This window comes from Brucella cytisi (genome assembly GCF_038433355.1).
In the GTDB taxonomy this organism is placed as follows: domain Bacteria; phylum Pseudomonadota; class Alphaproteobacteria; order Rhizobiales; family Rhizobiaceae; genus Brucella; species Brucella cytisi.
This window is the reverse complement of sequence record NZ_JBCAUP010000005.1, coordinates 73,730-96,112: the sequence shown is the minus strand read 5'-3', so window position 1 is coordinate 96,112 and position 22,383 is coordinate 73,730. Positions and strand designations below refer to the sequence as shown.

Genomic DNA, 22,383 nt, shown 5'->3' with positions numbered 1-22,383 from the left:
TAAGAGTGGGAACAATAAAACATGGATGATTTCGCATTACGACAGCCATGTCCTGGATATGTTTTCTGGCAGGCATGTTGCCGTATTCTGGCGTTCGCTGGTGCGCTTTTTCTATTGCTTTGCTGGGCGGCGAGCGCTCAGGATGCATTACGTCTTTCGGGACAGACTGCTATCGATCTGCCTGTCGGACAGGGACGGATCATACGGTTTAACGAACCAGTAGAATCTGTTTTCATGGCCGATTCAACCATTGCAGAACTGCAGGTAGTGGCCCCCGATGTTGTCTATGTTTATGGTATAAAGCCCGGCGCGACCAATCTCATAGCCATGACCCGGGCACGCAAGATACAGGCGGCGACCCAGATTGTAGTGGCCAACAATGCCCGGGCAGCCAACCGTGCGAACCAGGCAGCAGCTCCCACCTCAACGACTAATCTGACCTTCAGCGGCAATCAATTAATCGTAGATGGCCAGGCTGGTAATATCGATGACGCTCTGGCAACGGAAAATGTTGCGCGCAGCTTTTCGCTTCCCGACCAGCCCCCGATCAACAATTCGACCCTTGGAGGAGGATCACAACAAGTCAATATTCGCGTACGTTTTGCAGAAGTAGCGCGCAGCGAGCTGCAATCTTACGGCATCGACTGGGAGTTCGGATATGAATCGAACGGTCTCAAGCTGGGAATATTCGGTAATAATGCTGTCCCGGATGGCGGTGGCAATCTGGGAGCCGGGGGATCGACATCGGGAGGCTTCAAATTTGACGTCGTCATCGAAGCACTCAAACGCAATGGGCTGGTGAAGATACTCGCCGAACCAAATCTGACTGCCGTCAGCGGACAGCCCGCAAACTTCCTCGCAGGCGGCGAAATTCCTATCCAGGTGCCACAGGGCCAAGGCGTCTACACTGTCGAGTACAAGCCCTTCGGGGTTTCATTGAACTTTACTCCGACCGTTATCGGCAAGAACCGTATTGCCATGCACGTCAAGCCAGAGGTCAGCGAAATCTCCAGTATCAATGCATCTGCAGGTTCGGACGGGTTCAGTTATCCAAGTTTCGTTGTCCGCAGAGTTGATACCACTGTTGAAGTCGGGAGCGGACAGACTTTCGCGCTTGCGGGACTGTTTCAGCAAAACATGACACGCAATCTGGAGAAAGTTCCAGTCCTCGGAGATACACCGATCCTTGGAAACTTGTTCAGGTCAGAGAGGTTTCAGAAACGCGAGACCGAACTGGTGGTCCTGATCACGCCCTACATTGTTAATCCCGTCAGCAGCCGCAATCTTGCAACGCCAATCGACCGTCCCGCACGAAAAAAGCCGCAGCGGAACAAGAATGCCCCATCCATGGGATTGATCATCAAGTGAGGAGGACGCCGATGGCTTTTCATATAAACGGTCTTGGCAGGATTCTCCCGATTATCCTTCTTTCAGCGTGCGCCACACCCGCGCCGGAACCGGATCATTCAAACGACTACAGTTATGTTCCAACAGGTCAGAGCGATGGTGCCAAGGGGGTTCAGGGTTCCGTTCTGGTTCCTAATGCCTGCCTGACACCACCGGCCGACCAGGAACCAACGTCAGCTGGCACCCGGTTTATGAAAGTTTCGCAGGTCGGACCGCATTTACCTCCAGGCTGCGCAAATGCCTATAATCTTCAGCTCATGGTCGAAAGCGAAAAAGATCTGATCGAAGGGCGCCGGATGGGCCCTCCGCCTTCCGCACCTTCGGTGCGAGCGGCGCGCCGGTATATCTATGGAACGGAGGATGCTCCCGAACAACCCCAGGACCGTGAACCGCAAACGCAATAGCACGCTCATTTTACCCGCTTCCGGTGGGAACCTGCAGAAGCGATAAACGATGGCCGACAAAGATACAGAAGAAAAACGTTTTCCGGCGTCAGCCAAGAAACTCCGGGATGCTCGAAAGCGGGGCCAGGTAGCCAGCAGCCGTGATCTGTTGAGCGCTGTATCCTTTATAGCGGTACTCGGTCTTTTTTATTTCTTTCGTGGCTGGTTCTTTTCACGTTTTATCGAACTAATCGATATCGTCACTCTGGCGGGCAGCCAACCGTTCGAGTTGCTGGCCAGGCAGGCAATGATGATGGTGTTCTGGTTATTCCTTACCATCATGGGAGCTGCTCTGGCGATGATGTTCCTGTCTCTCGTCCCGACAGCCATTATTATGATGAAGGGATTGATTTTCTCCGGCGAACCGATGAAACCCCAGTTCAGCCAACTGAGCCCGATAACAGGGTTCCGACGACTTGCATCCTTGCGCAATCTCATGGAGTTCCTCAAGGGGGTGATCAAGGTTGCAGCACTTTCATCGATTTTCATTGCCATCGGAGCCGGCTGGCTGTCGCCAATCTTTCAGGCGCCGGTGTGTGCGCCTGGCTGCCTGGCCCCCGTGGCATTCAGTGCGCTGGTTGCATTTGCAGTGACTGGAGCGCTAAGCTTCGTTGTTCTCGGGTTGGCCGATATTCCTGTCCAGAGGTGGCTTTTTGGCCGAGACATGAAAATGACCCGCAGTGAATATAAGCGTGAGCATCGCGATATCGAAGGTGACCCCTATATTCGACGTGAATTCAATCGCTTGCGACAGGAAGCAGTTTCTGTTCCCTATCAAAGTGCAAAAGCTGGTCCGACACTGGTCTTCACAGGAAACAGGCGGACGATCGCCATTCGCTTCGTCAGGGACGAAACGCCGATGCCAATGATCGCCGGGAAAGCGTCTGGAGAGGACGCCCTGCAACTGGAGAATGCTGCACGTCGCATGCAGATACCTGTTATCAGGGATATCGGCCTGGTCGATACGATGTTCGATCGTTCAACGCTCGGGCAGTACGTGCACAGCGATTTCTTTCCTTTGGTTGTGCCCCATCTTGTTGCGCTCAATCAGGTTTAGCCGGTAACAATCGTTTCGATGGTGCCGTCTCAACGCCTCGGATTCCGGGCAGCCCACAGTGGCCACTGCCGCCAGAACCAGGGAACTAATGGTAAGCAAAGGAACACATGAGATGATACAACTTTTGAGATTGTAAAGACTTTTGGAAGTCCGCTTTTCAACCATTACAAGCCCGATGCTGCCGCCCGTTCAGCCAGCCGCATCCTATTTTTGCTGCCTCGTCTTCGGCTTGCAACGATACGTAAAAATATTCTGTTTGGAATCAACGGATTGAACCGGAATTCCAAGTGGATTTTGCAGTCTGGCTGAGCCGCCTTACCATATTTTCTGAAGAATACTGATGCTGGATGCTTTTGCGCCCTGCCCGTTCCAGACCGAACCGGTCAAGGGTACCGGAAGTGACGCGCAAACGGTCTGGATCCACAGTTCGGGAGTTGTTGGATGCGAATATTTGATATTATTCGGAAATTTCCGCCGCCACCACCGCCGCCGCCTCCTCCCCCGCCACCACCGCCAGCACCAAAGCAGCCGGATGTGAAGCCGGTCTCGACCACACAGACCGAGAAAACACCTACGGAGATTGCTAACGAAATTCATGCCGATCTCGGCAAAGGCAAGAGTATCGATACAATTGCACAGGAGCGTGGCATGACGCGTGAAGCTGTCATGACTGCGCTTGGCGGAGAAAAACCTCCCGAGATTGTTGTCACGCAGGGCCAGAACGGTGACACACGTGTCACAACGATTACCGATAGCCAGGGGCGCTCGGTCACCGAGAATGTCGATTATCAACACGGCACTCATTACACCGTGACAACCACGGCTGACGGGGACACGGATACGTCGCCCATTCGCACTGAGAGCGAAAAAAAGCAAGAAATCAGCTACGATTCCGAAACCGGCGTGACGACCACCAAGGAAACGGACGATCTCGGCAGTGGCGAGACGCAAACCGAAACCAGTTATGAAAACGGTACAAAAGTCGAAACGACGATAAAGCCAGATGGCTCGGTTCAAACCTTTGTAACAGGTCCAGACGGTGAAAAAGTCGAGCTGGATCCAAAGCAATCGGCCCCAGGATTGCCCGGCGACAATGGCACTCTGAAAACCGCTGACCAGAATATCACTGATACTAAAACCGCGCTCGAGGACGGCAAGACGGTCGAGGAGATTGCCCAGGAACGGGGCTTGTCTGCCGATCAGGTCCGCGCAGAATTGCTGGCAGCCGGTGTCGAAATCAAAGAGACAACCAATGGCACCACCACGTCAGTAACTCTGACAGACAGCAAAACCGGTGACAAAACGACCTACACCCAAGAGGTGCACGACAACAGCCTTCCGGAGGGCGTGCAGGGACCCGTCGCTCCGTCCTTTACGGTGACTACGGTTGAAACCACAGATGGTGCGACTGGCGCAACAACAAAAACTGTTACCAATACGCAAACCGGTGAAATCACGAATAATGAGACCGATGAAAACGGTCGGGTAACAGAGACCGTCACCCAACAGGGTGCAGACGGTAAAGAGACCACAACAACGTCGGTGACTGCAAACGACTACACCATGATCACGGCCCCCGACGGGACAGTTACGTTGAAGGATAACGAGACAGGCGACACGATAACACTCGAAAAGGGCAGTCCGGAAGCTGCACTGGCGAAGTCTTTGATTGAAGCCAATCCCAACAGCAGTGATGCTGCGGAAAAGAAGGAAGGTGAAGTCACCAAGGCCTTTGCTGAAAGCCAGCTCGCGGACAAATTTCTGGAAGCACAAGAGAAGACCGCCACCGATGCCACGCAGGCGAAAAATGACGCTATCGATGATCATGGCATCACCAATCCGGCGGATCCTGACGGGCCTAAACTTCCTGGCATTGCAGCAACGCCAACGGAAAGAGATGGTGTACTGGATCCTGCCGGCGATCCTCCCAAGTTTGGCATCCCTCCGGGCGAGAAATGGATTGCATATCCCGTCAACGGCCAGTGGGTCTGGATGCACCCTGATGTCGCCGCCGCAATTCAGGATGAATATATTGCCCTTTCTCAGGTGACTGAAACCAAGGCACAGATTGGCAGTAACTATGCTGATCTCAACCGATACCTGCTCGATCCTGACTACAAGGAGGCTGTCGACGCCGCCCAGGCCGGAATAAACGAGAAACTCGAACCTCTGGGGTTTCAGTGGAACCCGGTCAAACCGACGGGCACGCTGGAGGACGCCAAGCAACTACAAACTGACGCTCACGATGCCCATACCAAGGCTACCGAGGCGTATAACGCTTATAAGGATGGCAAAACGCTTCTCGACCAGGCAATCGATAAGCGTGTTAATATGGGTTACTATCCGGGTCGCAATGACACAGTCGTGGTCGCAGCCGACAGTGATTACAATTTCCAGGATGAGGTCGAAAAGGGTGAAGCTGCATGGGCTGAGGTAAACGACCTGATGGCCCAGGCAGACGTAAAGAACAAGGCAGGTGATCAGGCGCTTGCCGACATGATGGCTATCACCACCGGATCGGACAATCCACCGCCCGACCTGCTGGAAAAGAACCAGGAGCCGGTGGAAATCAACATCGGTGATCAGACGGTTAAGGTGTCGCCGGACATTGCGGAGGCGTACAACGCGGCAGATGGCGGGATCGATGCACTTTCCAGTGCTACTTCGATAGCCGTGCAGGTTAACGTCACCCAACCAGACGGTAGTGTGAGGACGGAATGGCGTTGGGTCGAACCGCAAGTGGCGCTATTCAAGACCCAGACCGACGGTGCCCTGCAACTCAGCGAGGCCTATTCCAACTACTATTCGCAAAAGAGCGGGAAAGCCGATTACGACGTTCTGGAAAATCAGACAATCGAACAACAAAGACAACGTGCCCCGCACCAGTTTGATCCGGACGGATTTACCGATGCCGGTGGAAAATTCAGCGGAAAGTTCAAGAGTGCCGAAGTCATCCAGAACGCCGACGGACAGTTTGTCCTGGAAATCAAGTACGAACACAAAACGCTGAAGATCGACATCACTGCCGATCCCGACGACAAGAACGCAAGCGATGAAGCGCGCAACGGTCCGCTTGCCCAGCAGTGGCGGGAGCTTCAGGCGAGCTCTGCGCCCGGATCAAACGGTTATCAGTGCGTCGCCAATCCCAATCCGCTCGCTGGTTACGAGCAAGCAAAGATCAATGTTAACAATCTGCTCGATAAACGCGTCGATGTGAACATCGGCGAGATCGACAAACAGATCAAGGGTATGGACAACAAGGTGCAAGAGGCCATCGACCAGTACGGCCCTGGCACCCCGGAGCCCCCTGCCGGATTGCTTTCCGATGGACAAAAGCCGGTAGAAGTGAAACTTGGAAACGGACAAATTGTTAAGGTTTCTCCGGAGGTCGCACAGGACCTTGATGGTTTATCGGGTCCGGAAAAGATCAAGGCGCTCGCTGACAGCGGTAAGCCGATATGGATCGAGATAAGCCCGAAACCGGGTGCGCCAGAAGAAGGCCGCTGGGTTAATCCGCATGTTGCCAACCTCCAGATTCAGCTCGGCATTCTGAACCACCAGCGCGACCAGCTGGATGACGTCAAACAAAAGATCGCAAGCAGTATCGACCAATCGGAACTGCTCTTGTCGGAACCGGAACGGCTTGGCACCAACGACGCCGACCGTGTCCTTCTTGACAAGAACGAAGACAAAACACTGAATGGTATTTTCCAGCCAAAATTCCAGGGTCTGCAAGACGATGGGTTTGATAACAAGTTTAGAAAACGCTCCAGCGAAGAACTGAGCAACTTTATCGGCGAAACCACGGGCCTTGCCGGAGCAGACGACGCGGAAGCGCGCAATAAAATCATTGATGAGATCCGCAACGTCGGTGGCGACACTCCCGAAGTCAGGGCGGTACCGATCTTTTACGTACCTGAAAGCGGAGAGACAAGCCAGACAACCCTGTTTGCTGTCCAGGTCAGTGGCGGCAAAACGAAGTATGTCGACGCCAATGGTCAAAAATTCGATGGGATTAAAGATTTCCAGGAGAACAACCGCCTGTTCGATGACAGCGGCAAACTGGTTATTCCCAAAAATCTGGAAATGAAGGAAGGGCAGGACGGCCAGATTGCGCTGGATGTCGTAGATGCACGCATCGTTTCGGCATGGGACAAGGTTGTTGACCCGGTCGTTGGTCTCGTCGGGACCGGCGCAACCCTCTTGTCATTTACACCGCTCGCACCGGTCGCAGCGCCAATCGCAATTGGTAGCGGTATTTACCTGGGCGGACGTGCCGTCATCAGACAGTCCGATTATCTCGATCATGGCGGCGAGTGGGGAGATACGGAATCTCTGATGAACGTGGCCAGTGTCGCCATGACTGCGCTACCTGTCATCGGCAGCAGCATGCGCACTTTCGGCATGGCTGCGCGCACCGAAATGTCATTCGGGCGTTCGCTGCAGGCGAATTTCGGCGCAATGCGCATGAAAGATTCAACCTTCAGGTTGGGCGGACGAAACTTTAATCTCCAGGCCTCGCCCTATGCAGCCAGTGCCCGATCCTATCTCAACAGCGGACGTGCCATGAATGTTGCCGCCCATGGATTGGAGGGCACCGCAGCAATCATCGGCGTTCCGATGATTGCTGCCACTGCAAGTGACCTTCTAACAAACAGCGACAAGATGTCGGGGCTGGAATTTACCAACGCTATCACTGGATTGGGAACAGGTGTCGTCGGCACTGGCATGGGCGTCAGATCTTTCGCAGCCATGCGGCCAGTCCGGACCAGCAACGGCGACGAAAGTGCAACAAAATCTCCCGTGGATGCGACTGTTATCAAAGCCGCCTATCGCTCTCCCCTCGAGCCCGAAGGGACCGGGCCGACCAGCACGAGCCCCGCGGCCCAACTTCCCGGCATCAAATCCCCCAAGGAACCTACAAGGATCCAGCTGATCGACGAAACCGGGCAACCGATTACGGCGACTGTGCTCGGTCGTGGTCCAAAGAATGCCGAGAATATCTATGTAACCGCTAAAGGTGGGTGGTCACCCCGGGGTGACGAACCCCAGTTTAGCAACAAAAGTCACACCGTCGTCTGGGACGGCAATGACGCTTACGTCGTGCCGTGGACCCGGGGCGCCTCGCCCAACCACCGACCATCAACCAACCGGGGTCCGAGCCGCGCGCAACTTGAGGCTACAGCACCTCGCAAGATCGACATCGGGCAACTGAAGCCAAAGCATGTGCCGTGGCTGAAATCCGATCAGATCGAGGGTTTCTCGACCAGGCAATGGGCCGACTTCAAGCAGGCTGGTCTGCAACCTCATCTGACCCGTAACCAGATGCGCGGAATCCCGGAAGCTCGTATCAGATATCTCGACGCTGGAATATTGACGCAAAACCAGGTCAAATCTCTTACCCAAGGGCAATTGGCAGCCTTCACCGGGCCTCAATGGAAGACGTTCAACAAGTCGGGCTCGCAGGCATATCTCACCAAAACCCAGTTGAGCTCTCTCTCGGACAAGCAATTCAAACAGCTCGATATGGCCGGACTGGCAGGAAGACAGGTCCCCTGGTTGTCCGCAAAAGGCCAGGTGCCAGGGATGACAACCACCCAATGGAAGGCATTTAATCAGGCAGGACTGCCGGAATATATGACGCAGGGGCAAACCCGCGCCATACCGACAAACCGGATGGCAACCCTGAATGTACCTGTAATGAAATCCAGGCAGATTGCAGGGCTTACCCAGGAACAATGGGCAGCCTTCAACCGGGCTGGACAGCAGAAAAACCTCACCGAATCCCAGCTGAGATCGCTCTCGGACAAGCAATTCGAACAACTCCGTATGGCCGGGCTGGCAGGAAAACAGGTCCCCTGGATGTCCGCAAAAGGCCAGGTGGCAGGGATGACAACCACCCAATGGAAGGCGTTTAATCGGGCAGGCCTGTCGGAATACATGACGGAGGGGCAAACCCGCGCCATACCGACAAACCGGATGGCAACCCTGAATGTACCTGCGATGAAACCCGAGCAGATCTCCTGGTTTACCCAGAAACAATGGGAGGCTTTTAAGCAGGCTGGACAATTAAAAAATCTCACAGAACCCCAGGTCGCTGCCATTCCACTGGAGCGCGTCCGTTCACTTGATATGTCGAGCCTCGCACCAGAGCAGTTCGGCTGGCTGAGCGACGCCCAGGTGGGCGTGATGTCAGGACCGCAATTGCGATCCGTACCCGACAGCAGCGTGGGATTAATTGCTCCCAAGCTGAAGCCTGAACAAATCCCGGAACTTACCACGCCCCAGATGGAGGCAATAACCGCCAAATACCGACTGAAAATGACTGCAGAGAACAGAACAATGCTCAAGGAGCTTATCCTGGCTCGCAATCTGACTGTTGATGAAATCGGCGGTATGTCATCAATGGCCTGGAAAACCTTTAAAGGGCATCAATGGCAGGCATTGACTGGTGATCAGTTACGGGCCATTCCGGGAAAACGGGTAAAGCATATAGACCTTGGCGCACTCAAGCCGGAACAGTTGCCCGAATTCACGACGGAACAGTCGCGCAGGTTTACACCAGGACAAATGGGAGGGCTCACCAAAGAGCATCTTGAGGCATTTACGACGACCCAGAATGCGGCCTTCAGGCCGGTACAGACAGCAGGGATCAAGCCTGATCTCCGCCAGGCGCTCAATGGCTACAAACCTGCGTCGCGTCCTGTACAGGCCATTGCGAGTATGCGCGCCGCCGGTGTTACCGATTTTGTAATGACAGGAACCGCTACGGGAGCATTTGCAGTGGTCATGCCACTTCTGCCCCCCAATGTTCAGCTCGCTATCCATGCCAGCAGCTATGGGGTGCGTGCCGCAACCCAGGTTCTTATGGCTCTGCCTTTCAAACAGATGGATGTAAGCCATCCTTTTGGACGTAGTGTGCGTGCTGTCACAGCCCTCAGCTATCTGCCCAATCAGGTCTATGGCGGTATTCCCGGAACGTTCGATGGGTCCTATAGCATCCCATCCAATATCTCCAGTGGTCTGTTCACGGGCAGCAATGTTGCCTACGGAGCCAAGGCGCTTCGAGAAGCACGCACCGGTCAAAGCGCCTTCCCCAATGCGGATAAATATCACCTGCCATCCTATTTGGCCGGCAGTGTTTTGCCGTTTGGCAACGTTTTACCGATTTTCGGTGGTGAGACTATTAAGCCTCTGGACGCCACCGCCAATTCCTTGTTTGCTTTTGGCTCCGGCTGGTTATGGGCCAAACAGCATCCAAAGCTGGGTAAAGCCGGTTGGGGCGGGAATTTGACGACCGCTGATCGCTGGATCTACGGCGTCACGTTTGGCGGCGGTTTGGCGATAACCAGTTTCATGCAGTTCGCGAAACTGTTTGGAGATAACGAAGATAACACTTCCCCTGCCGTCGACACCAAAACCGAACCGTCGGTTGAGCCTCCCGAGACAGAACGGCCAGAAGAAAAACCGGAACCAAAGCCCGAGCAAGAACCACAACTGGTGGTGATCGCACCGGACGGCCTTAATATAAGACAAGTACCCGATCCCAACGGTGAAAAGCTCGGCACACTTCGCCCCGGCTCTCTGATTGACGAGGAAGGTACTCGCCAGACGGATGGAGAAGGCAATCAGTGGGTCAAGATGACCGGGTTCAATGAAGAGGGCACGCTAAGAACCGGCTGGGTGCTGGCCGACCAGGTGGCCGTGCATCCGTCCGGGGACCAGAACAATCAAGGCCGTTTCAATCCTGAACTCGATAACCAGGGATATACGGCAATCGTTGTGGACACCGGTGACAATATTGTCGTCATTGCAAAGACAAACAACCGTGACGTAGCTGAAACAGTCGCACTAAACCTCGGACATATCACGGACCCTAGCCTGATCTTCAAAGGTGATCGTGTCTATCTTCCAACGCAGGCAGTGAGTTGATGGTGGGGTATTATCGCGCTTGTGTTCAACGGTGCGTCTGGTAACGACACGTTGGAGTGACTGCACGTAGCCGCGCATGTGCAGTCACTCCGGGTTCCTGAAGATGCACTATCGGGAGTTGACACCATCGCGATCGGCGTTTTTTCTGAAGCAATCAGCAGAGCTCGTGTACTTTGTGGTACGGCGGTTCCAGGAACCCGGGTATCTCATTTCCATCCCGCTTCAATGTTATGTAATCACCCTGACGGACAATCCAGGCCTGAAAACCGCTTTACAACCGCCACCTGGACGTCCCACGGACGGATAGATCAAAGCCGTTCCTACCCGCTCGCAAAAATCGATCTAGTGCCTGCCCGAAGGGACAAGCAGTCGTCGTGTCAGTCTGGTAGCTTGCATGATCTGGTATACTGCGCAGGTCATGAAAATTCGACATGAAAGTCGTTTACAGTTCCCGATGGGGGCTAATGCCATCAATGACTTTGGCCACTTTCAATGCGCGTCTACGGTGAAATTGATGTCAACTTGCGATGCAAGAAACATTGCAGGAATGTCCCTTCATTCTTAAACCGGATGGGCATCTTTCCACCGAAGATAGCTGTTTAGTCCCGGCATTTGATGGAGCGGGTTGAGTGTAAACCGTTCTGGTTCGTTTGCCCAGACTTTGCAGATGTATTCATAGGGCGTGAGGCCTCGCAGCGTCTTCAGCCGACGTCCGTAATTGTAGGCGTCGATAAAGTCGTGGAGGTGCGCGGTTAGCTGGGCATGGCTGTCGTAATGGTAACGTTTGACAGTCGCTTCCTTGATCGTTCGGTTCATCCGCTCGACCTGGCCGTTGGTCCAGGGATGTTTGATTTTGGTGAGCCTGTGCTAGATCCCATTCTCACGACAACGCATGTCGAACATGTGCGTCATGTAGGTGGCCGTGGGGCCATCGGCATAACGTGGTGGGAAGGTGAACTGGATGCCATTATCCGTCAGGACGGTATGAATTTTGTAGGGCACGGCGGCGATCAGCGCGACCAGAAAGGCGGACGCTGATGTCCTGCCCGTTTTGGTGACCAACTGGACGAAGGCAAACTTGCTGGTCCGGTCGATCGCCACGTAAAGATAGAGTTTGCCTTCGGCCGTACGCACTTCGGCGATGTCGATGTGGAAGTAGCCGATCGGATAGGTCTTGAACTTCCTTTTTGGTTCCTTTTCGCCCGTCACTTCTGGCAATCGGCTGATCTCATGCCGTTGTAGGCAGCGATGTAGGGACGAGCGTGTCAGATGCGGGATCGTGGCCTGCAGAGCATAGAGACAGTCATCGAGCGGCAGCAGTGTATGCCTGCGGAAGGCAACGATGATCGCCTCTTCTTCGACTGAAAGCGTCGTTGAGCGCGCGTCTTTCGGACCGGTTGGCAGATCCTTCACCGCAGTACGCCGCTTCCACTTCGCTACTGTCTTCTGGTTGATCCCATAGCGCTTCGCCAGAACCCTCAAACTCTCTTGACTATGTTGTATCGCTCGACGGACCGCCGCTGTCGTGCGGGCGCTCCCGTGTAAAATCTGACCCATAGCGCATCCTTCCATTTCTGGTCGAATAATGCTCCATCAAATGCCGGGACTAAACAGATAGCATCTGTATTGGAGCGTTTTGGCCGCCCATTGGCTTAAGGGACGTTGAAGTATAACCGTAGCCCATTGAAAAGCCCAGCAAGGCTAACCCTGGACTTCTTGTCTTGATCAAGCTTGCCTTTGAAGCTTCCAGATTTCTTGCGGTTCCATGTCGCGACAGGCACATCGAAAAGGTCCGCCGAATCCTGGCTCGTAAACTCCCAACGGGAAAAACCGCCCGGAACAGATTTGACGATGACGGAACCCTCTTCCCCACAATTTGAGTACTGTGTCTTCCTGTCGTGCAAGAGCCAATGCATTTACACAATGCGTCAGTATGCACCAGAACCGGGCGTCCGATCACTGACACGCTATTTTGTGCGGCCCGCTTCAGACAACTTGGCAATACCTCCTTACGGGTCGATTTCAGCACTCAAGAAACCAGAAACAGCTATTTCGTTACCGTTACATTACTTACTACACCGCCAAAACAGGAGTATTGCCCAACGCCAGCTCCCGTCGGGGGCGGTCAGCATCAACGCTCAGAGAACTGGAGCAACACATGGCCCTCAGCTTTCGGACGATCCAGGATAAAAGTCTTTCCAACGGTGCCTCATTCACCTTTGATTTCGGCGACACGATACAACAGTTCATCGTTGGACCTGCCTATTTCAAACTCAGTTATGGCGAAGACCACAACTACGAATTCAGCAAGATGGCATTGACCTTTGCAAACTCTCAGACGGGCACTTCTGTCCAGACCAGCGTAACCGCAATTCTGGAAGACGACGATCACTCCATCAACCTTGGCGAGAGTTTCATTTCCCTCTCGGCCATCGGCGTGGTCGGATCGGGTAGGGACTACACCGTGCAACTCGGCACCCAGCCCAACGTCCCGTCGGGGGCGACAGAAACCAGGATCTGCGATAATGCATCGCCTACCGTCCAGAACTACGCTGTCATGATGTCTGGCTTCAGTATGGCCTACAGTACGGAAATACACCGGTTCTGGAGCGCCAAGACCGTGCTGACGTCGAGTGACAAGCAAGACGATGGTCTTTACGCATCAATTACCGGCTACTGCAAAAACGACGACAACGCCGAGACCGATGAGAACAGCTTCAACCTGATCGGGCTCACCACCGCTGCTGCATCCAAAGACCAGAAAGAACCACTGTTACTATTGATCAAGCGGTGGAAAGGTCAGAGCAGCTCCGGCAACGTCGTGGTCGACTTTTCGAACGAGCTGGAAAACGGTTATGTCATTGACAAAGCGTTGGTATTTATCTCCGATTTTTGCGTTTACTACGGAGACAGAACCGGGTCCACCGATCACGAGATCACCGGCATTGGCGCTGGATGCAAAACTTGGACCGGACCCGGGCAAAAGACGGTGACGCTGACCCAACCACACGCCTTCGTCTGGCAAACCGGTTTCGGCGACGACAAACAGGATGATAGCAACTCTTATGTCGAATTGCTGATTGTCGTTACGCAGCGGCTCCCATGATCCCTGCCCTCGGGTTCGTGACCCTATTGGTGCGCGCCTGATTTTGCATTTCAGTCCAAGGAACCCGCCATGTCCCGCTCAAAGGCTTTTTCCGGTGCAAATGTCTTTTCCAGCCAAAGCGCTCCCACCAAGCGTCGCGGCCAGTCGGACGACGTGCAGAAGGGCGCCCTCGCGTCCTCGGTCAATCTGTTCAAAGGTGATGTCGATCTGAACCATCAGTTGGTTAACCTCAAGGGACGTGCGCAAAACGGCAGCGACACGCTGAAGATGTCCATCCAGTACGGCAGCAACGTCCGCCACGATGCCCTGACATGGAACGTTGAAGCGCCTACCGGCATCCTTGGGCTAGGTTGGGGTTTGCCACTCAGTCTGATTACGCTCGACGGGGATGGTGGTCCGACACCTTCCGGAGCAAACTATACGATCTCCGACAACGGCATCTCCAGCACGCTGGTGCGTCAGGACATTGTACCCACTCTGCTGACTGCCGCAGCCAGCCTGCTAGACGCGGTACAATCGGGCGATACCGTTCCAGCCGATCTGCGCGCGGTATTCACCGGAAACGGCCTTCCGCTTTCGGCGAATGCAGTCGTTGTCGAAGCCTCTACCGGGTGGACCTTAAGGGATGCCGCACTGGAACAGGAATTTAAGCTGGCCGTTCAGGGAGATAAACTCACTATCCGTTATGGCGGTGAATTCTACCAGTTGCAGAATTACAGTTTTTGGCACATCGTCTTTTACCCGACTTATAACCGTTGGCTTGTAATCGACGAGACCGGCAGCCGGCGCAGCTTTGGCGGCGGCGTAAGCAGTACCGAAAAAGGAATTGCCACGAGCCGGGGCAACTCCATCGCGTGGTCGATCTGGTGGACTGATGCCGAAGGACATCCCGCATGGAGTGCTCCAAGCGCCTCGGCCAGCGGGCAGATCGCCGTGGCGAACGCATGGTACCTGGAAAATGTCACCGATCGTCACGGCAACACCCATCGGTTTGGCTATAATGACTTCCCCCGTAAATCCGACACGGGACTTTTGCAATATGCCGAACAAAGCATCACCGAAGGCGGATTACCCTTTACAAAAGCGGTCTACCTGACCAGCACCACCGATGTCTTTGGCAGGCAGGTCAGCCTTTCTTACGCGCCAAAGCTCTGGTCTGCCACCGGCGCTCAAGAGTACAGTGATCCGCATGCCTCGACACCGCCGCTGGACAGTGCCGGGTACTTTTCGCCAACCGGTTATCAGGACAACTATGAGATTTTATACTTGTCCGGCCTGACCGTGACGGGCACGAGCGGTCGCCAGATCATGCGCTATGCTTTTTGTTACGAGCCTTCAATGGAAAGCCCCGTCGCCTGTATCGGCGGCAGCGCAGGCATTTTTGCGAAGCGTCTGCTGACCCGGATTACCAAGTTCGACAGTGACGATGCACCTGTTCCGGGACTGCGCATGTCTTATTGTCTCGAGGCCGACCCGGATAGCGGCCAGCCAGGCGCGTTGATATCACTGACCGGGGCTTCAGGCGGGACTGTCAGTTATGCTTACAAGCAGCAATCGCTTTCGCAATCCAATCGCACTGTGGATATCTCGACCGATGGAGCAGATCAGACAAACCTGTTCTATGGTCCCGACTACACTGTTCTTGCGCTCTATCGGTCCAGCACCGCGTCGCTGTCGCTGAGGCTGATCAGCTGGAATGGTACATGGCAGGTTTGGCAACCGGCGAATGACGGCGTCGTCACCGTCGGGAATATCGATCTCACGACACTCGAATGCCAACCCGCCCAGGATTTCGTAGTGCTGAGCTACAAGGACTTTGGCGGTAACCGCTATGTCTACGTCTGGAACAAACTTGCAGCTCGCCCCGGCCAATGGCAAGCTGCGGACGCGCTGGGTCTGGACCTACCGATCATTCTGAGTAGCGCCGACAACCGCAAACTGGACTTTTATACCGGCGCGGCACATTTTCTCATCGCTGATCAGAACTTGAATGATCCGTTCGAAACAGGCAACGCCATCACACGATACAGCTGGCGCTGGGATCTGGGACAATGGATAAAGGATCAGTTATTGCTGGATCAGGGCGGAGCATGGATAGCTGCTGGCGGCAACTTCTTTACCACTTACTCCAACAACGACCAGACCATGCGCCTCTACTGGCGAAATGCAGATCTGAGCTGGTGTGAAACGCCGGGTTCCATCGTCATGCCCGGTGCTTGCGAAGTGAACGCATGGGAAAATATTGCGCTGGTCGCTGGCCCCGCTTCCGTTGCATTTACCAGGATCGTTTCGCGTACCACCAATTTGCAAGCGGTGCAGCTCAGCTCCGTTGCATGGGATAGCGACTATGGGCTAACCGCCAACGACCACGGTGTGATAACTGACTACTACGACGCGTCGATTGGCACCCCCCTGACCAACACGCCAAGTATCGTCTCGGACAGTTTTTTCACCCTGAATTCCAATGCCTTCCGGCGCACCGATGCCGGATGGGACACCGTCAGCCTCATCACTTCGAGCAATTATCACAATGTCAGCCAGAGTTTTGTCTGCGGGCAGGATGTGATCGGTGTGATGACTACCAACAAAAGTAACCAGACCTTTGTCACGATGCGCTCCTGGGTGCCGGGCTACGGTTGGGGCGCGGGTACCTCGCCAGTTCAGGTCAATACATTGGCCCCAAACGATATTTCACCGACCGCGACACGCAACGATTTCAACCTTGGCGGGGACTGGCTCAATATTGGGTCGCTGCTCTATTACCGGGGAACCAGCTGTGACTGGAACGCAGTTCTCGACACAGGCCCGTCGATCTTCATGACCGACACGATAAAGGCGACCGATGCGGATTTCGCATGGCTGGACAGCAAATCCCTGGTAAACAGCGCACCGAATTTCGTCACTCTCAATACCGTGAAGACGAATGGTGCTGGTGCAGTGACATGCCTCGTGTTTCGCAACGGAGCCTCAAGCCCGCTGGTGACGGTGCTGAATGGACGGTCCCTGTATAATGGCAGCGATCAGGGGCAATCTGCCGCCGGACAATCGACATTCGCCACCGTCGACCAATCCAGCGGTCCGCCAATCGCTATCCGCCTGCACCGCTACCAGAACTACAGCGTGGACGGGCCGGTCACCCATTATACAGTCTCCGGGGCAACATTGGATGACGCAATGGGCGATATAAGCCACGTGGCTTATATCTGTTTCCCTGACAGTGCCATTTGCAGCTCGACGGGCGATGACGTCAGCTTTCACCAGACCATCACCTATCCCGGCACATCGGATCCGGACGTGACCCCTTTCGGTAGTGTTGAAACCCTGTATCTCAATACCACCAACGGTGTTTATCAGGCCGATTACTTCGACCTGCTCGAAGGTCAGCAGATCGCTCAGATCACCCGCGATGCTTCGGATCAGATTGTTTCGTCAACCAAAACCCGTTGGCAGGTCGTAAACACTGTGGGGTCGGATCCGATTACCGGTGCTCAAGTGCCGCTACGCGGCGGCTGGGCGCGAACGGTGGAACAGTCGGAGACCTCCGACTGTGTCACGAAGACCACTGTCATGATTTATGAAACCGAGGCGCAACCCTGCAGTCTAAACGGAACGGCGCTGTGCGCCCTTTCATCCCAGGTGAATGGCGCAGGGGAAACGGAAGTCTTTGCCCAGACCCAGACACCAGCCTTGCTGCCTTTCCCTATCCTCTGGGCGCAACATGCGATACATGACGATGCCTTGACCGTGGATTACTGCATGCCGATGGACGACGGCACCCCACTCTGGGAGCAGTCCACGGTAACCAGCGCCAAAGCCCGTTTATGGTCCTCGATACCTTCGGCACTGGGGTCGGATGTAATGACTGGCGTTGAATCATCCCGCTATGATCTGGTCAACGGCACCAATCCCGCTTTCCCCTTCAACAACCCCGACCTTGCCGCGGATCAAGGTTGGCTTCTCGCACACCGATTTACAAATTTTACACCCTGGTCCCAGCCCAGCCAGGAGGTCAACGCGCTGGGAGTGCCCTCAGCGATCCTGCACGGAGCTAACGGGCTCGGTGTCGTGGCACACGCCAAGGATACGACCATCACCGGGATGGTAGCCACGTTCTTTCAGGCGTGGGAGCAGCTTGACCGGCTGACGACGGATGGCAGTTTCGATCCCGATTGCTGTTTCACCGGCACACAAGCACTACGGCTTGGCGTGGGGCAATCCGTGAAAACCACTCTGACCCCCGACCGGGCACAGCGCTATGTGGCAGCCCTGCGATATCGCAGCGCCGCAGGCTGCGTAGCAATTGTATTTGGCGGGGTGGAGGTGAAACTGGACGCCACCGGCGACAGCTGGTCATATCGTACCCTCCCACTGGATGCTCCGGCTGAAACCCTGACCCTGTCAGTTACCGCCATTGATGGTGATGTCTGGATCGACGCACTCTTTGCTGTACCGTTGGCCAGCCAGCCCAGCTACCAGCTACAAGACCCCGACAGCCTCGTCGAAACCACCTATATGGATGGTGGCGGACGCTGCCAGCGTATGCTGCTGAGCCCCGCGGGAGACACGATCGGCTGCCAGTCACCCGACGGCCACCTGCACGATCTGCGGATCAAGGGCTATGGTCGTGCCGTGTCCGCCAACGACAGCCTCGACGCCTCATGCCCCAATTCAACGCTCGCGCTCCAGTTCGCCGCCGGAGGCAGTGTCGACGAATTCCGCGATGGCGGTAACTGGTCTGAACGCTGGACGGCAACGGGCAGCAGTACCGTATCAAAAGGCATCCTGACCCTGACGGCGGGAAGCAGTCTCAACGCAACTGATCGACGTTTCTCCGAACCGGAAGATTCCGAACAGACCACCACCGCCTCGATCGAGATTCAATATGGCAGCGCGCTCGATTTCTCTGTCAGCTTCGACGGATTGACAGTCTCATGGTCTACGATGGGGCTTACCGCAGATAAAGGAACCCTCATGGCCGCGCCGGCCACCTGCCCCCGGCACTGGGTGTTTGTACGCAGCCGGGGCGCGACATTGTTTTATGCCGATGGTCAACTGCTGGTCTCCCTGGACAGCACCGGGCACCGCACCCTGTCTATCCAAACCAACGCATCGCTGGCTCTGCGGCGCCTGAGCCTGGGCTATGACGTACGTCTGGGAGTTACGTTCGCCGATGGTGCCGGGCGCTCACGGCAGGCGCAACAGCTCTGGGGTCTCGACAGTATCGTGGTCGACAGCCTTCGCGACACCACCAACCGACAGATCGCGACCACAAAACCCTGCCCCGGCGCTTTTGGTAGTGGCGCAGCCCTGCCGCCCATGGCCTACCGGCCCGGCACAGTGAACCGCTCCGATTTCCATGCCAGTTGGGAAAGTACCGGGCGGATGACCGGCGATGTCGCTGATTATTATTCAGGCCGGACGTGGCGTGGCCTCACTCCGTCAAATGACGGCGGATATCCCTATTACGGCATTCGGTATGAGGCGTCTGCGCGCGCGCAAAAGATAGAGATGAGCAGTCCTGGTACCCGCCACGCGGCAGACCTGACGGTGCCCGCGCTGGACAGGCAGACGTTGAAACTCAGCAGCAGCGCCACCTGGCAGAGCCCGCCTCCGATGCCAGGTGAAGGACCACCCTATCACCTTGATGATTCCATTTCCGCCAGTGGCTTGTCCTACAGCAAGGCGACAAGCAAGCTGGGTAAGATTATATCGCTGACCGTTGGAACGGCCACGGGCAATACGCTCATGCAATCCAGCGTGGACCGAAACTATACCAACCTTGCAGGACCACGGACCAGCACTACAGTAAAGTTACCTCGCAGCCATGGCAATGAGACCACCCCCGCGGAATCTGGCTTTGAGCGGATTCAGCTTCAAGACGGTAAGCGCCAGACCCTATCCTATACCGAACCCAACTGCGGTGAAACCCAGGTTGTACTGAACAGCACTGGCGCGATCCGCTTTGTCCTGCCGCGCAACGGCGAGGATGAAGCGTTCTGCCTTTACAAGACATACGACCGTTGCGGACGCCAGATCGAAGAGGGTACACTGGAAGGAATTTGGGATATCGCTACCCTTGCCCCCCATGCCGACGACCCGCACTGGCCCAACCCCGAAACCGACAGTTTTGCCGTTCGCGCAGCCTGGACAACCTTTGACGGAGATGGTAGCGACCCGTTGCAGATTGGCCAAAAGATCACCATGTCGCGGGTCACTCGTGATCCTGAAGGCTTAGCTGCCCCAGTTACAGTAACTGACTGTTACAGCTATGACATTCGGAACCAGATTGCTTCTGCTCATCGCCACGTCACCGCCGGGACCGATGCCGAAGCGATGCTTCGTTACACCTACAACACGCTGGATCAGGTGGTGTCGATCTGCCTGCCGGACGATGCCCCGATCCCCGAGCTGGTCTACGGTTATACCGATCAGGGCCAGACCAAAACAATCAGGAACGGTGCGACCGGTGAGCTGCTGGCCAGCTACGTCTATGGACCTGATGCCAAGATGATTTTGCAGCAGATCCACGGCAACCATACCTGGACGCGAACACTGACCTACACTCCCGATGAACGTCCGCTGTGTCTGGAAGCCAGCATGGGCGACAGCTGTCCCAGGCTGCGTCTGGATTACACATATACGAATGACGGGCTGGTCCAGAGCCGGACCGTCGATCTGAATAATGCGCAAGTTGCGGATCAGTTCAGCTATGACGACGTGCGTGCTCTAACCACCGTTTCCGGCACGAACGAGGCCAGCTATGGCCCACCCGACCTGAATGGTAACCTGTCCGGGCTGACCGAAGGCGGTGTAATCTCGACCTTCACGCTCAATCCCGGCACCGACCAGATCGCGACTGTTATCACAGGTGACACACCCGTCGTTCCTTGTACGTGGAACGCCCACGGAAACATGTTGTCGGGCAACGGGCGCAACTATACATATGACCGCGCCAGCGGCAGGACCACACGCGTCACTCAAGGCGACGCAGTGCTGAACCTCGCCTATGGGGGATTGACAGACCGCGCCATGAAATCAGGGAGTAATGGCGAGATCTTCTATTTCCCGGGTGCGGGCACCGCGCCCTTGCTGCGCAAGACCCCGGCGGGGTGGGACATGCTGGTTTCAGGGCCGGGCTCGATGGTCGCCTTCGCCACCGCCGACGAAAGGTTTGCCCTCGTCACCGATGTGCAGAACAGCCTGCTATTGGCAACAAGCGATGTCGGTGCTGTTGTGGAGCAGACCATGTTGTACCGCGCCTTCGGTAGCGTCAACCCGGATCTCTCCTCGGCGGAGTGGCCTGTGCCCTATATGTTCCAGGGACAGGAGTGGGATGGTGAGATCGGGCTCTACAATTTCAACGCCCGGCTTTATGATCCAGCATTGGCTCGTTTCCATGCCATGGACCCCGCACTCCAGTTCACCTCGCCTTACGTGTTCGAAGCCAACTCCCCTGTCAATCAGACCGACCCCACCGGACAGATGTCCCAGGGCGCACAGGTCGCCATAGGCGCGGCCTCTATCGGTCTCGCTCTGGGTGGGATCGCATTGACCATGGCTACGGTCGGTTTCGGGTCTGCCGTTGCAGCCGGTATGGAGGCCGCTGCCGCTGGCGAAGCCATGCTCGAAGAAAGCGTCGAACTAGGCGTTGCAAAGGGCCTTGAACAGGCCGGAACCACACTCGCAAAGAATGCAGGTCGCCTGGCGACGGGCGCCTCGGACACAGTAGAGCAAGGTGTCGAGGCACGCTCAACAATCGCCAGGTTGAAAGGCTGGGCGCTTAAAAACCACACAGCTCTCTACAATACCGCCAGAACCGTGAGCGGCATTCCTATTGGAACAGGTTCCGGCGGTGCCCGATACACGTTCACGACCGACAATAAAGACTTCAACATGACTCACTTCGCTATTGCCGCTGCTGCCGGCGGTTCAGCATCCGTGATTTCAGGTGTGGTCTTTGCCACTGAGACCTGCTGTCTGAAGAAGCTTTTCAAGCAAGAGGGATTCAGAAATGCAGTGCAGTTCTTTACCACGCCGATTACAACGGCTGTCCTGTCGGATGTCTCTCAGGTGGCCACCAACCTGATGCTTGACAGGGACTGGTCAACGGGATTGATCCGGACCACGTTAACTAGCGGTTTCACCGGTTTTGTCGTCGCCAGCGGTGGCGCTGTTACAAGCGCTATCGGAGCGAGCGCTGGCAAGAAAAAGAGGGCTTACTGGTTAAACCTTATCGAGACTACCGCGCCCGATCTCTTGCGCACCGAACAAGAATCGCCTGATAGTTCCTTGTCCGCCCGGATGCCGGTGAGCAACGCTGCACTGAATCGAGACCAGTAGCGCCGTCAACCGGTACCATCATAGTCTTCGCACAGGAGAAACGCTCCCCGCTTAATGGGGTTCACGGGTTGCCTTATGCCGGCTGAAATCGTGCCGGT

At 55.5% G+C, this 22,383-nt stretch carries 6 protein-coding genes and 1 pseudogene; 6 read left to right on the top strand and 1 reads right to left on the bottom strand.

Annotated elements, in window-relative coordinates; all coding sequences use genetic code 11:
• Positions 1-21: 21 nt before the first annotated feature.
• From AAE521_RS06700 to AAE521_RS06685, 4 genes are all read left to right on the top strand, one after another.
• Positions 22-1,368, top strand: coding sequence for a type II and III secretion system protein family protein (locus AAE521_RS06700; protein WP_071631610.1), 1,347 nt, complete (start codon positions 22-24; stop codon positions 1,366-1,368).
• 11 nt (positions 1,369-1,379) lie between these two features.
• Positions 1,380-1,811 carry a hypothetical protein gene (locus tag AAE521_RS06695; RefSeq protein ID WP_071631611.1) on the top strand — a complete coding sequence of 144 codons (432 nt, stop codon included), beginning with the start codon at positions 1,380-1,382 and terminating at the stop codon, positions 1,809-1,811.
• A gap of 49 nt (positions 1,812-1,860) precedes the next feature.
• Positions 1,861-2,907 carry an EscU/YscU/HrcU family type III secretion system export apparatus switch protein gene (locus tag AAE521_RS06690; protein WP_342060805.1) on the top strand — a complete coding sequence of 349 codons (1,047 nt, stop codon included), beginning with the start codon at positions 1,861-1,863 and terminating at the stop codon, positions 2,905-2,907.
• A gap of 666 nt (positions 2,908-3,573) precedes the next feature.
• Positions 3,574-10,839 (top strand): DUF4781 domain-containing protein, encoded by a 7,266-nt coding sequence (locus tag AAE521_RS06685; protein WP_342060804.1) that lies wholly within the window; start codon positions 3,574-3,576, stop codon positions 10,837-10,839.
• A gap of 561 nt (positions 10,840-11,400) precedes the next feature.
• On the opposite strand, the pseudogene AAE521_RS06680 reads toward AAE521_RS06685, so the two are convergent.
• Positions 11,401-12,396: pseudogene (locus AAE521_RS06680) on the bottom strand (IS481 family transposase).
• 601 nt (positions 12,397-12,997) lie between these two features.
• Between AAE521_RS06680 and AAE521_RS06675 the strand changes: the two are divergent.
• Together AAE521_RS06675 and AAE521_RS06670 are read left to right on the top strand one after the other, a co-directional pair.
• Positions 12,998-13,945, top strand: a complete 948-nt coding sequence (locus AAE521_RS06675) for a hypothetical protein (protein WP_342060803.1) — start codon at positions 12,998-13,000, stop codon at positions 13,943-13,945.
• A 69-nt stretch (positions 13,946-14,014) separates the two neighbouring features.
• Complete coding sequence (locus AAE521_RS06670; protein ID WP_342060802.1) at positions 14,015-22,285, top strand: RHS repeat-associated core domain-containing protein; 8,271 nt, start codon at positions 14,015-14,017, stop codon at positions 22,283-22,285.
• The last annotated feature ends 98 nt before the right edge of the window (positions 22,286-22,383 follow it).